Source organism: Planococcus chinensis, from assembly GCF_042681545.1.
GTDB lineage: Bacteria > Bacillota > Bacilli > Bacillales_A > Planococcaceae > Planococcus > Planococcus chinensis.
The window spans coordinates 119,907-133,471 of record NZ_JBHUFW010000008.1; the positions used below are offsets into that span (position 1 = coordinate 119,907).

At 51.6% G+C, this 13,565-nt stretch carries 13 protein-coding genes and 1 riboswitch; of the genes, 11 read left to right on the plus strand and 2 right to left on the minus strand.

Annotated elements, in window-relative coordinates; all coding sequences use genetic code 11:
• Window positions 1-3: 3 nt before the first annotated feature.
• A complete protein-coding gene (locus ACFSDB_RS11560) occupies window positions 4-453 on the minus strand; it encodes an SRPBCC family protein (RefSeq protein ID WP_204893239.1) in 450 nt (149 codons plus the stop codon).
• A 717-nt stretch (window positions 454-1,170) separates the two neighbouring features.
• Here ACFSDB_RS11560 and mnmH point away from each other — a divergent pair.
• From mnmH to ACFSDB_RS11580, 4 genes are all read left to right on the plus strand, one after another.
• Complete coding sequence (mnmH, locus tag ACFSDB_RS11565) at window positions 1,171-2,280, plus strand: tRNA 2-selenouridine(34) synthase MnmH (protein ID WP_204893240.1); 1,110 nt, start codon at window positions 1,171-1,173, stop codon at window positions 2,278-2,280.
• Between the two features lie 71 nt (window positions 2,281-2,351).
• A riboswitch (Lysine riboswitch) is annotated at window positions 2,352-2,535 on the plus strand.
• Between the two features lie 133 nt (window positions 2,536-2,668).
• A complete protein-coding gene (locus ACFSDB_RS11570) occupies window positions 2,669-3,514 on the plus strand; it encodes a transporter substrate-binding domain-containing protein (protein WP_204893241.1) in 846 nt (281 codons plus the stop codon).
• A 63-nt stretch (window positions 3,515-3,577) separates the two neighbouring features.
• The gene (locus tag ACFSDB_RS11575; RefSeq protein WP_204893242.1) at window positions 3,578-4,345 is read left to right on the plus strand and encodes an amino acid ABC transporter permease; all 768 of its coding nucleotides are present in this window, start codon (window positions 3,578-3,580) and stop codon (window positions 4,343-4,345) included.
• A 35-nt stretch (window positions 4,346-4,380) separates the two neighbouring features.
• The gene (locus ACFSDB_RS11580) at window positions 4,381-5,115 is read left to right on the plus strand and encodes an amino acid ABC transporter ATP-binding protein (protein WP_377340126.1); all 735 of its coding nucleotides are present in this window, start codon (window positions 4,381-4,383) and stop codon (window positions 5,113-5,115) included.
• A gap of 33 nt (window positions 5,116-5,148) precedes the next feature.
• On the opposite strand, the gene ACFSDB_RS11585 is transcribed toward ACFSDB_RS11580, so the two are convergent.
• Complete coding sequence (locus ACFSDB_RS11585; RefSeq protein WP_204893243.1) at window positions 5,149-6,075, minus strand: DMT family transporter; 927 nt, start codon at window positions 6,073-6,075, stop codon at window positions 5,149-5,151.
• Between the two features lie 215 nt (window positions 6,076-6,290).
• Here ACFSDB_RS11585 and ACFSDB_RS11590 point away from each other — a divergent pair, with 215 nt between their 5' ends.
• The 7 genes from ACFSDB_RS11590 to ACFSDB_RS11620 all read left to right on the plus strand — a co-directional run bounded on the left by ACFSDB_RS11590 (window position 6,291) and on the right by ACFSDB_RS11620 (window position 13,452).
• A complete protein-coding gene (locus tag ACFSDB_RS11590) occupies window positions 6,291-6,779 on the plus strand; it encodes an Lrp/AsnC family transcriptional regulator (RefSeq protein WP_204893244.1) in 489 nt (162 codons plus the stop codon).
• Window positions 6,780-6,792: 13 nt separating this feature from the next.
• The gene (locus tag ACFSDB_RS11595; RefSeq protein ID WP_204893245.1) at window positions 6,793-7,197 is read left to right on the plus strand and encodes a MazG nucleotide pyrophosphohydrolase domain-containing protein; all 405 of its coding nucleotides are present in this window, start codon (window positions 6,793-6,795) and stop codon (window positions 7,195-7,197) included.
• A 32-nt stretch (window positions 7,198-7,229) separates the two neighbouring features.
• Window positions 7,230-7,571, plus strand: a complete 342-nt coding sequence (locus ACFSDB_RS11600) for a zinc ribbon domain-containing protein YjdM (RefSeq protein WP_204893246.1) — start codon at window positions 7,230-7,232, stop codon at window positions 7,569-7,571.
• Window positions 7,572-8,140: 569 nt separating this feature from the next.
• Window positions 8,141-8,761, plus strand: coding sequence for a muramidase family protein (locus ACFSDB_RS11605; RefSeq protein ID WP_204893247.1), 621 nt, complete (start codon window positions 8,141-8,143; stop codon window positions 8,759-8,761).
• 255 nt (window positions 8,762-9,016) lie between these two features.
• Window positions 9,017-12,160, plus strand: a complete 3,144-nt coding sequence (locus ACFSDB_RS11610; protein ID WP_204893248.1) for a DEAD/DEAH box helicase — start codon at window positions 9,017-9,019, stop codon at window positions 12,158-12,160.
• 14 nt (window positions 12,161-12,174) lie between these two features.
• Window positions 12,175-12,789 carry an NUDIX hydrolase gene (locus ACFSDB_RS11615; RefSeq protein ID WP_204893249.1) on the plus strand — a complete coding sequence of 205 codons (615 nt, stop codon included), beginning with the start codon at window positions 12,175-12,177 and terminating at the stop codon, window positions 12,787-12,789.
• A 204-nt stretch (window positions 12,790-12,993) separates the two neighbouring features.
• Window positions 12,994-13,452, plus strand: coding sequence for a hypothetical protein (locus ACFSDB_RS11620; protein WP_204893250.1), 459 nt, complete (start codon window positions 12,994-12,996; stop codon window positions 13,450-13,452).
• Window positions 13,453-13,565 lie beyond the last annotated feature (113 nt).

The following is a 13,565-nucleotide window of genomic DNA, read 5'->3' on the forward strand; positions in this document are numbered from 1 at the left end:
CTGCTAATCAGTCCCTTCGCAGATGGCTTTGATGTTTTCGAGCGTATGGTTTGCGGAATTTCTGCTAATCCGTTCGTAGATCATCCGGTCGGTGATACGGCCGAAGAGGTCATGCGGAATATAGCTCTCAATATCCAGCGTCAGCTCGGTGCCGTTGTCGACCGCTTTGTACAGGCCGGTCTGTTTTGCAGTGAAGCTGCCGCTCATCATGCCGGTCCAGCGGGCAGTGGAGCCGGAAAGCTCGCATTCCGTCACTTGGATCGTCTGCGGGAAATGCATGCCCATGATAGCGTAGTCCGCTTCGACGACAGTGCCGGCTTCGCCGTTTCCGTCGATTCTCTTCGGTGCCGCCAGGTTGTTATAGAAATAAGCCCAGTTTTCAGGATTGATCGTATACTGGAAGACATCTTCGAGCGGGGCGTTGATGAAAATGCTTTGGTTTGTATGCGCCATGGAACCGTTCGCCTCCAATAAAATAGGATATACGTTTAAATTAACATAAAATTCTAATAACTTCATGTTATTATTTCAAGGCGGGCAAAAGGGTTCCGGCTGCCGAGTATTAAAACCCTCCTGGAAAACGGTTGGGTGTATACGAACTTGTAGACAAAAGAATAATTTTTTAATTATATGAATAAACTAATGGAAGTTAGGTTGGATCCTCCACTTCAGCCGGACGCTTTCCGCGGGCTCGCGCCGAACTAACTCGGACTGGCGTCCGAGTGGATTTCGGCACTTCGCTTTCCCGCAGGAGTCGCCGCCTTCCGTTGCGGATCCTGAAGCCTGCGGCTTGTTCCTGGTAGATTAAATCAGGATCAGCGTCCTTATCTTATCTATTTAGATACAGGTGATGTTTCCGACCGTGCTGGCCACGAGACTCCTGTGGGCCCAGCTCGAGCTGAAGACCCTGGACTGAGCGTAGCGAGGGAAGCGGCTGAAGCCGAGCCCACGGAAAGCGAAGTGGCCAGCCCGGTCGGGCTTATTCTCTATTCATTCAAATTAGACTTTGTCTACNTCTCTATTCATTCAAATTAGACTTTGTCTACAGTCTGGGGTGTATACTTGGATAAGAGGCTTGGCAATGCCAGGCCGAAGTACAAAGTAACCTTAACGAGTGCTGCCGGCCGAGTATGGCGGCGGCTGCCCGAGGAACTTTTGGAGGAAAGAATCATGTTCAGCAATATAACTGTCGAAGAGCTGGTCCCGGCAATCGAAAACGGAGGAATGGTCCTGATCGATGTCCGGTCGCCGGCTGAATTTAAAAATTTCACGATTCCCGGAAGCATCAATATCCCGTTTTTTGATGACGCGGAACGGGCGGAAGTCGGCACGCTTTATAAACAGGTCAGCGTCGAAGCCGCAAAAGAGCGCGGACTGGAAATCATTTCTGCGAAGCTGCCGGAATTTATCCGGCAATTCAAAGCGCTCGAAGGAAATCTGACGGTTTTCTGCTGGCGCGGCGGAATGCGAAGCCGGACCACTGCCACGCTATTGAGTTTGATGAATATCCATTCGCACCGCTTGGAGGGCGGAATCCGCAGCTACCGGAAATGGGTAGTGGCGCAGCTGGAGGAAATGGCGGCTCCCTCCCGTGCGTTCGTGTTGAACGGCTTGACGGGCGCTGGAAAAACAAGAGTGTTGAAGGCACTGGAGAAGGAAGGCTATCCGGTCATCGATTTTGAAGGGATGGCGAACCATAAGGGATCCATCTTCGGCCAGATCGGCCTCGAGCCGCATAACCAGAAAGTGTTCGATTCGCTGCTTGTGCATCGGTTGAGAAAGCTGGCAGATGCCCCGTATGTGCTGTTTGAAGCGGAAAGCCACCGGATCGGGAAAGTGGTGATCCCGCCGTTTTTATGCGACTTGAAAAACCGGAGCACGCATTTAGTCATTGAAATGCCGATGGCTGAAAGGGTAAAGGAAATCATGGAAGATTACCGGCCGGGAGTGTATGCCGCAGAATGCCTCGAGGCGTTCCACCGCATAAAATCCCGCATTCACGTGCCTGTTGCAGGGCAGATCGAAGCGGATTTGGAAGCGGGGAATTTCCCGTCAGCCATTCAATTGCTGCTGGAATCCTATTACGATTCCCGCTACAAGCACACGGAACATCAATATCCGGATGCGCAGAAAAAGTTCCTGCAGGTAGGCAATGTGGAAGAAGCCGCGCGGGCTGTCAAAGGGAGCATTCCGCACTTTTCCGAAGGGCAGCAGGAATCACGCGGAAATAGGGCCGCCGCTTGGCGGGAGAGCCCCGATTCAATCGAAGTCGGGCGATGAAAACTTAGATTGACAGGTAAAAAGCCTTATTGTAGACTATGAAAAACAAGTGAATATATAACCTCACTTTCTGGTGAGGTAGAGGCGCGGGATTTATTAGTCCATAGAAGAGTTTGAGAAGCTGGGATGCTATGGAGAAGGAAAGACCGCCGAAGTTTGTAATATTTCTCGACTATTACTTGCTGGGTCTGCAGTGAACAATTGCAGGACTGCCGCCATGGACTTCCCGGTCCGTAGCGGAGCGCTATCTCGAACCAGGGAAAAGAGGATTTAGGGCAACTATGCATATAGCGATCTGAGTCTATCTCAGGTCTTTTTTTGTAGCTGGTTGCCTTTTTTGTATATTCAGAAAAATTAAAAGTGCAAAAACCAAAGGGGGAAAAGGATAATGAAGAAGAAAACAGGTTTGTGGTTGACGGCGATTCTTTCGGCCGGCATGATGCTTGGCGGATGTGGATCGGAAGAAAGCGGCTCGACAGGCGGAGGAGCTTCAGAGGAAAGCGAAACATTCAAGGTCGGGATGGAAGCTGCGTATGCGCCGTTCAACTGGACGCAAGGGGATGATTCCAACGGCGCAGTGAAAATTTCAGGGAATGCGGAATATGCTGGCGGCTATGACGTGGAAATCGCCAAGCGCATCGCTGAAGACATGGGCAAAGAGCTTGAAATCGTCAAAACGGAATGGGATGGTCTGGTGCCGGCTCTGACTTCCGGCAAAATCGATGCCATCATTGCAGGGATGTCGCCGACAGCCGAACGCAAAGAGACCATCGACTTTTCGGACCACTACTACACTTCTGAACTGGTGATGGTCGTGAAAAAAGGCGGCGAATTTGAAAATGCTACAAAACTCGCAGATTTTGAAGGCGCGAAAATCACGGCACAATTGAATACATTCCACTACACCGTCATTGACCAGATTGAAGGCGTCTCCAAAGAGACGGCTATGGAAAGCTTCCCGTCGATGCGGGTAGCGCTTGAATCAGGCATGATCGACGGCTATGTATCGGAACGCCCGGAAGCGGTCAGCGCTTCTGCAGCAAATGAAAACTTCGCGATGGTGGAATTCGAAGACGGATTTGAAACATCGGAAGACGATACAGCGGTGGCCGTCGGACTTGAAAAAGGAAGCGACCTCGCCGAAGCGATCAATGAAACCTTGGCGGGCATTTCCGAAGAAGAGCGCCAGGAAATCATGGATACAGCAATCCAGAACCAACCAGCTGCGCAATAATGAAGGGGTGGCGCCGGCTGCATGCACATGCGGCCGGCTTTACTTTTGCTTAGGAGGAAAACAATGAGTCTTGAATGGGTCATTACTATACTTACAGATAATTGGCCGATGTTCCTGCGCGGAGCAGGAATGACGCTGTTGATTTCGATCATCGGGACATTGATCGGCGCTGCCATCGGGCTGATCATCGGCATCATCCACACAATCCCGATGCCGGAGCGGGGCATTAAGAAACCGCTATTGAAAACGGTCAACGGGCTGCTTTCCGCCTATATCGAATTTTTCCGGGGCACCCCGATGATGGTACAGGCCATGGTCATCTTCTACGGCTCGGCGATGGCGTTCGGCATTGACATGGACGTCTTCACCGCCGCTATTTTCATCGTTTCGATCAACACGGGAGCGTATATGGCCGAAATCGTCCGGGGCGGCATCATTTCCGTCGACAAGGGCCAGTTCGAAGCGGCGCAAGCCATCGGCATGAACCATTTCCAGACGATGATGAACGTCGTCCTGCCGCAGGTGATCCGCAACATCCTGCCGGCCACCGGCAACCAGTTCGTCATCAACATCAAAGATACAGCGGTGCTCAGCGTCATCGGCGTAACGGAATTGTTTTTCCAGACCCGTTCGGTTTCCGGGAACAATTTCCGCTATTTCGAATCGTTCTTCATCGCCTGCGTCCTTTATTTCATCATGACGTTTGCCATTACGCTCCTCTTGCGCAAACTTGAAAGAAGGCTGGCAGGGCCGGCAAACTACAGCATGATCGGCGGATTGCCGATGCAAGTGGTGAACCCGGAAGATACGGAACACAAAATCAAAGAGTGACGGCGCCAAAAAGCTGAAATGGAAGAGGAGAGTTTATGGAAAAAGTGATCGAAATCCAGCATTTAAGCAAATCGTTCGGAACGCATGAAGTGTTGAAAGACATCGACTTTTCAGTTCATAAAGGCGAAGTGGTCTGCGTCATCGGCTCTTCAGGGTCCGGAAAATCGACGCTGCTCCGCTGCATCAACCTGCTCGAGAAGCCGAGCGGCGGAAAAATCATCTATAACGGCGAGAACATCCTCGATGACCGTCATGATATCCACGCCTACCGCACGAAACTCGGGATGGTGTTCCAGCAATTCAATCTGTTCAACAACCACAACGTCCTGGCCAATTGCTCCGTCGGCCAGGTGAAAGTGCTGAAGCGCCGCAAGGAAGAAGCGGAAAAAGTGGCGATGAAATACTTGAATGTCGTCGGCATGGACCAGTACGTTAACGCCAAAGCCCAACAGCTCTCGGGCGGCCAGAAACAGCGGGTGGCAATTGCGCGCGCGCTGTCGATGGAGCCGGATGTCATGCTGTTTGACGAACCGACTTCGGCCCTCGATCCGGAAATGGTCGGTGAAGTGCTGAAGGTCATGAAAGACCTCGCGAAAAGCGGGTTGACGATGCTAATCGTCACTCACGAAATGGAATTTGCAAAAGAAGTGGCTGACCGGGTCGTCTTCATGGACAAAGGCGTCATCGTCGAAGAAGGGCCGCCGGAGCAGATTTTCAATGCGCCGCAAAAAGAGCGCACGCGTGAATTCCTGAAACGCACATTAAGGTAATTAGGCACAAAAAGAACCCTCTGACGGACCGGGCTAGGCCTGGCGCGTCAGAGGGTTTGTTATGCCTGCAGAGGGTTGTCTGCGGAACGATTTTGTCTTGAACAGGCTGAAAAGATAGCAGCCAAGAATCACGAGGGCGCTTCCGAGCACCTGCACGCCCGACATGCGTTCGCCTAGGAGCAGGAACGCAAGGAGGGCAGTGAAGACCGGATTGAAGTTCAAAAATAGCCCGGAAGTCGTCGCCCCCAGTTTTTGGACGCCGATGTTCCAGAGAACAAAACAGATTACGGTCGAGACGACGCCCGTATAAAGAATGGAATAGACGAAAGATGCGTTGATGTTGGTCACAGTGAAGTCGGCAAGATTGAACGGCAGCAGCACGGCGACGCCGAATATGCCTGAATACAACGTGGCCATCATGGGGGAGACATGCGCCATCGCCCATTTGCTGCAGACCGAATAGATTCCCCAAATGCCGACAGCGGCCAGCATGAACAAATCGCCCTTGTTGAATTGGAGCGACACCAAGAGTTCGGCATTTCCTTCCGTCAGCACGAGTACCACGCCGAACAGCGAAAGGCCCATCGCGGCCGTCTGCAGCGGACGGATCCTTTCCTTCAGTAAAAGAGCGGAAAAAACAGCGATGGAAATCATGTTCAATGTGGAAATCAACCCAATGTTCGTCGCGGACGTATGGTCGAGTGCGATGAATTGCAGGATGTTGAACAGCACCACGCCGGTTACGCCCATCAACGCGAGCGGCAGCAGCGCCTTGCGCGGCGGCAGGAGCTTTTTCTCGCTGGCCCAGACAAGCGGGATGAGGCAGAGCACGGCAATCATCCATCGCAGGCTGGTCAGCGTTATCGGCGAGGCGTGTCCGACCAGCCATTTGCCGACCACAAAATTGCCGGCCCACATGAAGCTTGTCAGCAATAATAGCAATGAATAGAAATAGCGCATGGCGAACCTTCTTTCCCGGATTTTCTGCAGGAGAACTTCGACTTATTAAGTTTCATGTTAATAATTTTAGCATTTCACGCTATACTAAGAATGAATCTTTTGAAGAATGGTTAAAATTCAAAAAGAATTAAAGTTATTTGATTTATTTCATTATATTCTTCAGAAGTACCTGCTTTATCGAGGCAAGCTCGGAAAAATCGAAAGGGAGTGGAGAAGTGGAATCGGTCGTCAATAAAGTGCTGGATCAGACAGATGTCCAGATCCTCGATATTTTGCAGCGGCAGGCGGATTTAAGCAATACGGAAATTGCGAAGCGGGTCAATCTGTCTTCTCCGGCCGTCCATTCACGGATCAAGCGTTTGGAAACGGAAGGCTATATCAAAGGGCACGTTGCTATCCTGAACCAGGAAAAGCTCGGCTTTGATCTCCTGTGTTTTATATTCATCAGTACGAACCTCCATCAGGCAGAGGAACTGGCAACATTGGAGCGCGCCTTGGAAGGGATGCCGGAAGTGCTGGAATGCCAATGCATCACGGGGGAATACGATTACTTGCTGAAAGTCGCCAACCGGAACCGCAGCGGCCTGCAGGCGTTCATCCGGAAACTGAACGAGCTCGGCATCGCCAAAATCCAGACCAATTTGGCCCTGCGGGAAGTCAAAAGCTCGACGGTGCTGCCGATCGGCGAACCGGAAACCACATGAATGGAGGGGCAGCATGAAAGAGATGCAGAGATTCACCGAACAGTTTCAAGAAGAGATGGGCTGGAGCATCAGTGAGGGGAGCTATCCGGAAACCCGCACGTCGCTACTGGGAAATTACATGCTGTTGACGACGGAAGTGGCCGAAGTGGCGGAAGAGCTGCGAAAAGCCTTTAACCTGACGCGCCGCTATATGGACGAGGGGATGGACGAAGACGCAGCGTTCCGGCTGGCGTCGCAGAACGTGAAGGAGGACATCGGCAAAGAACTGGCCGATTGCCTCGCCTATATGGTGAAGTTCGCGAACTTTTTCGGCATCGACATGGAAGAAAGCTTTTATGCGAAAATGGAAGAAGTGAAACACAGGCAAAACAAAGATGCGGTCGCAACAGGCAGCACTCCCCAAAAGAATCAGGCATAAACGATCATCAAAATGGATGGAGGAAATGAAAAATGGAGAAATTGCCAAATTGCCCGGAATGCAATTCGGAATATACATATGAAGACGGCAGCATGCTGGTGTGCCCGGAATGCGCACATGAATGGGTGCCCGGCGCAGAAGCCGAGACGGAAGAAGCCCAAAAGGTCGTGCGCGATGCCAATGGCAACGTTCTTTCAGACGGCGATTCCGTCACGGTCATCAAGGACTTGAAAGTGAAAGGAAGTTCATCGGTCCTGAAGATCGGCACAAAAGTCAAAAGCATCCGGCTGGTTGAAGGCGACCATGACATCGACTGCAAAATCGACGGGTTCGGCCCGATGAAACTGAAGTCGGAATTTGTCAAGAAAGGCTAAAGCTGTTTACGTGAAATGAACATCAAAATAAAATGAAGTACAGGGCTGCCGAAAAATCGGCAGCTTTTTGATTGTGCGGCAGCCCACTGTCTTTTGATAATTCTTTTCTTAAATCTTGGAGTTAGGAATACCTTGAAGTTTGCCAACTTGTCTTGTGAATAATCATTTTTCTATCGGAATTCCTTCAATTTATTATTCACATTTTTACTTTCTCATTTGCAAATCCAGTCATTAATAATTTGTAATATTATCAGAAAAATAACAAAATAATGATTATTTATTTTTGTTAACGGGAACTTAAGGGTTAAAGGAAGCAAAATAAGAACGGAAAGCAGGGGAATAAGATGGCAAATTGTATGTTCAAACCCGTCCCTCAGGCTAAAAAGAAAGAGCCGAATTCGGCCAGAGGAAAGAAACAGATGGCCAAAATCCTCTTATCGTTTGCGCTAGTCTTTTCCGCTGCAGTTGCTGGTCCGGCCCTTGCACCTACCGCGTCTACTGAAGTGGCCGGTTAGTACATTGTCAAAAAAGGCGACACATTCTACAGCATTGCAAAAAAGTACGGGTTGGTGGTTGAACAGCTGATGGCCGCGAACTTCACCACAAGCACCAAAATCATTGTCGGACAAAAAATCGCCATTCCAGCCAAAGACCAGCCGTGGTCTGGAAATCAGGAAAATCTGGATAACCGAAATTATCGGGTGGTAAAAGGGGATACCTTGTACTCTATCTCGAAACGGACCGGCGTTTCGATCGAAAGCATCAAGAGATTAAACCGCTTGACTTCAGACCTCATTAAAATCGGCCAAATCCTGACGCTTTATCCGGACACTGGGGTCATAGAGCGGACTTCTGCCTCGTACTTCGTGAAGTCGGGCGACACCAAGTACACATTGAAAAATAAGTTCGGCAACACAATCGCTTTGCCAAGTGGGACATTGCAGGTGCTTCAAGAGCTTAAAATCTCAGGGGAAGTATTGGAAATCACCACAGACGAACCTTTTGGGTTGGCAGATGGCCGCGTGATTGAAGTGAAAGTGGGAAATGACTATTACGCAATAAACTTGTATCAAGGAAACGAGCCTATCCAGCATTTGGCAGACCGGAACGATCTTCGCCTAACATTCACGGTGGTTCGTGTGGGGCTGCGCTATGAATTGGTCTCTTTTGCGGTGCAGGAACTGGAATGAAAAATGCGATAAACTAAGTTCGTTTTCTAGAAAATTTATGTAAGGCACCTTAAAGTGAAGCTGAAATGAGATGACCTTGGCATTGTGCCGGAGGTCATCTTTTCTCTTTCATTGTTTGAAGTAGTAGTGTTCCACGTGAAACAGATAGAGCAGACTTCGGTTTTTATATAACCCAAACAAGCGATCAATTGTACAGAAAGAACGTTTTTAGCGATAATGGAGGATACAAGAGATGGATGGCAAAGGGGCAAAACCATGAATTTTTCGTTGAATGACAGACTCATAAAAAAATTATGCGGCGATGCCGCTTATAAAAAAGGACGGAGCTATTTCCTTAACGGAAAAGTAGAATTGGCCCCTCAACACGCAGGAGAGCCGGAAAAGGGGAGGGTGTGGACAGGAGCCGGGTTTGACGTGTCGGTAAAAGCTGTGGGCGGCCGGGTGGAAGCATCCTGCAGCTGTCCGCCGGTCGCTTTTGTCGGTACTTACTGCCAGCACATCGCAGCTGTTCTGCTCGCCATCGAAGAGCGGCAAAAAACAGAAGGCGAAGCGGCAGACCGCATGCTGGGGCTGTTCAGCCAGACGCCTGTCCAGCCGAGCGGAAGGCAGCTCCACTTCGACAGGCGCGAGACGATGCCAGTCGAAGTCATTTGCGTGCCAATCGGCAGGGAAGAAGCCGGCTTCAGCATTGGCATCCGCCTGGCGGCCGGAGGACGGAGGGGTGAAGCGATCGCGGAGCCCCGCCGGTTTTTGAAAAAAATCGCCGGCCGGCTTCCCTATGAATATGCACCGGGCAAACTTTACAGTCCGGAGCGCCATAATTTCGGCCGGGAGACAGATGCCGTGCTGCGCTTTTTGATGAAGAGCCAGGCTGCTGCCTATGATGGGGGCGGGGATGTGCTGCCCGTTTCGGCAGCTGAATGGGAGCTCCTTGTGCCGCTCCTCGAAGCGGCCCCTGACGTCTATATAGAACAAGGAACACGCCGTTACCCGGGCCTTTCCTACGAGGAACGGCTGCCGCTCGCCTTCGAGCTGGTCCCTGCAGAAGCGGGCAGTTTCCGCTTGGAAGCTTCCGGGCTCGACGGGATTGTCGTTTTCACTGCCTACGACTGCGCCCTTTCAGAAGGGAAGTTGTACCGGTTGGCAGCCGAAGACTGCCTGCGGCTCGCGGAACTGAAAGGGATGCTTGGGGAAGGGCGGGATTTCCGGATCCCGGAAAGGCAGGTTCCCCATTTCCTGGAAACGGCTGTACCGGGCCTGATGCGCCTTGGCGAAGTGGATGTGGCTGAAGAAGCGGCCAAGACGATTGAAGAAACCCCGCTGAAAGCGAAATTGTTCCTCGACCGGGTGCGCAGCCGGCTGCTCGCCGGCGTCGAGTTCCATTACGGAAAACTCGTCATCAACCCGTGTGAAGAGGAAGAGCAGGAGTATCGCCACATCCCGGGCATCCGGCGCGAACGCGGCAAGGAGCAGCGCATCATGAAAGCGATGGAGGACAGCCTCTTCACCAGGACGCCGGGCGGATTTTACCTGCAGGACGAAGAAGCGGAATACGAATTCCTCTACCGGAAGGTTCCGGAATTGGAGGAATTGGTGCAGGTCTATGCGACAAGTGCAGTGAAGATGCGCGTGCAGCGCGGATACAGCGGCCCGAAGATCCGGGTGGAAGTCAAGGAGCGCACCGACTGGCTGTCGTTCCGCTTCGACCTCGAAGGGATCCCGGAAACAGAGATCAAAGGGCTGTTGCAGGCGATCGAAGAAAAGCGCAAGTACTACCGGGTGCCGAATGGCACGCTAATGTCGCTTGAAACGCCGGAATATTGGGCGCTGCAGGACTTTATGGAGGAACTCGGCCTGGTCGTGGACGATTTGGAAGAAGAGGAGATCCGGGTACCGCTGATCCACGGCATGCGGCTCGCTGGAGAATTGGAAGAAGGCGGGCTGGCAGAGCCGGACGGGGCGTTTGCGGCATTGATGAAAAACCTATCAGACCCGTCTGAAGCGTTTGCGGCAGTTCCGGATGAACTGAAGCTGGTGCTCCGGGACTACCAGAAAACCGGGGTTGCCTGGCTGAAAGGGCTCGCCCGTTATGGATTCGGCGGCATCTTGGCCGATGACATGGGCCTCGGGAAGACGCTGCAAAGCATCGCCTTCATCGTTTCGGTGCTGCCGGATGTGCGCCGGCGCAAAGAGCCGGCACTGGTCGTCTGCCCGTCGTCGCTTGTCTACAATTGGCTGAATGAATTGAAGAAATTCGCGCCGGGTCTGAAAGCCAAGGTCATTGACGGCAATCGTTCTAACAGGATGGCAGCATTAAAGGACCTTTCGGCTGCCGATGTGGTCATCACCTCGTATCCATCGCTCCGGATGGACAGCCACCTCTACAAGGGCAAGAAGTTCCATACGATTTTCTTTGACGAGGCACAGGCATTCAAAAATCCGGTGACCCGGACGGCCCAAGCCGCAAAAACGCTGGAAGCGGATTACCGGTTCGCATTAACGGGAACACCAGTAGAAAACTCCCTGGATGAACTATGGTCCATCTTCCGGGTCGTCTTCCCGGAACTGCTGCCAAACCGCCGCGAGTTCAGCGAGATGAGGCGCGAGCACATCGCCAAGCGCATCCGGCCGTTCCTGCTGCGCCGGACCAAAGGGGAAGTGCTCGGCGAATTGCCGGCAAAAATCGAGACCGACCAATACTCCGATCTGTACCCGGCACAGAAAAAACTGTATGCCGCGTACCTGGCAGAACTGAAGCACGACGCGCTGAAGCACCTGACAAAAGGCAGCTTCCAGAAAAACCGCATCAAAATCCTGGCAGGGCTGACGCGCCTGCGCCAGATCTGCTGCCATCCGGCCCTGTTCGTGCAAGGCTACGAAGGCGGCTCCGCCAAATTCGATCAGCTGATCGAAATTCTGGAGGAATGCCGGCTCAGCGGGCGACGAGTGCTGATCTTTTCGCAATTCACCCAAATGCTCGGCTTGGTCGGACAGAACCTCAGCCGCCAGGGTGTCCCGTATTTTTATCTGGACGGGCAGACACCGCCCGTTGACCGCGTGGAAATGTGCAGCCGGTTCAACGGCGGCGAAGGCAGCCTGTTCCTGATTTCTTTGAAAGCGGGTGGCACCGGGCTGAATCTGACAGGGGCCGACACGGTCATCCTTTATGACCTGTGGTGGAATCCGGCAGTCGAGCAGCAAGCTGCTGACCGGGCGCACCGCATGGGCCAGGAAAACGAAGTCCACGTCATCCGGATGATGGCGAAAGGGAGCATCGAGGAAAAAATCAGCGAACTCCAGGAGCGGAAGAAGAATCTGGTCGATGAAGTGATCCACTCCGGCGAGGAGTCGCTCACTTCCTTGACAGAACACGATATCCGGGAAATACTGATGTTATAGTGAGAGGTGATTGGATGGACGCCAAAAAAATTACCGAAAAGATCAAAACCCATAAACCGCAGGTGCTCGGCAGCCGCAATTTCTCGAAATACTCGATTTTGCTGCCGCTTGTCCAAAAAGACGGGGAAGTCCATGTCCTCTTCGAGACGCGCTCTGAAGAGCTCCGCCGCCAGCCGGGGGAAGTCTGCTTTCCGGGAGGGCGGATTGATCCGCAGGACAAGACGCCGAAATTTGCGGCGCTTCGGGAAACCAATGAAGAGCTCGGCATCAGCGAAGATGAAATCTCGGAAGTGTTCCCGCTCGACTACATCGTCTCGCCGTTCGGAATGATCGTCTATGCGTTTGCCGGGTTCATCGATCCTTCCGCGACGTTCGAACCGAATCCTGCAGAAGTGGGCAGCCTCTTCAGCGTGCCGCTGAGTTTTTTCCTCGAAAACGAACCGCGCATCTACCAGATCCAATTCGATGTCCAGCCGGAAGATGATTTTCCGTATGAGCTGATCGAAGGGGGCCGCGATTATAGCTGGCGCGCCCGGGAGATGGAAGAATATTTCTACCTGTATGAAGACAAAGTGATATGGGGGCTGACCGCCCGCATCCTTGCCCATTTTATCGATGTGATCCGCTAGAAAGCACTGCTCCGAATGCCGCGTGGCATCGAGGCAGTGTTTTTTTCTCTTTTCATATTGACGGAATAAATAATTTATTTGAAAATGGAGAAAGCTCCATCTTCGCAAGCCACCGCTTTTTTAACCCCCGCATCACATTTTTCCCAGACGGAAAACCGGACCCTTCTCTAATGAATGATCAAAAATAGAAGGGGAGGATCAAGGATGGCTTCTGTTTATTCTGCTGTTGAATGTCCGCATTGCGGAAGATCTGCTAGTGAAGATTATTATTATAAAATTAGTGTGGGGTACATTGTCTGCAGGCGCTGCGGATATAATGCTGTTCGATCCTGCATGCCGGAAGAAGCTATAAAATATGGACACGAAATCCAGGAGAACTTGGGCTATGGCGTCTGTTGCCAGGTATCTGCAGATGGCCGGCGCAAGATGACACTGCTCAATTGCTATCCCGATAACCTGGAGGAGTTCAAACTCGAAATCGAGAACGGCGACCCTGAATTAAAAGAAAGCTATCTTGTCACTTTTTTAGACGGGGTCTTTGAAATCATACTTGGAAACCCGCCGGAAAATTTTCATTTGACGTTCGAGGAGTACAAAGAAAAGATGCATGAAAAGTATGGTGGCTTCGAAGAGTTTGATGGCTTAGTCCCCATCGAAAATTAACAAATGAATAGTTAGTCAGCGCCAATGTCAGGCCTTTACTCTTAATTTTCTTTATTTTATAAAAAACGCTTTCGCTTGGTAGAGAGGGGGTGTATAATTATCCGCATTACCCA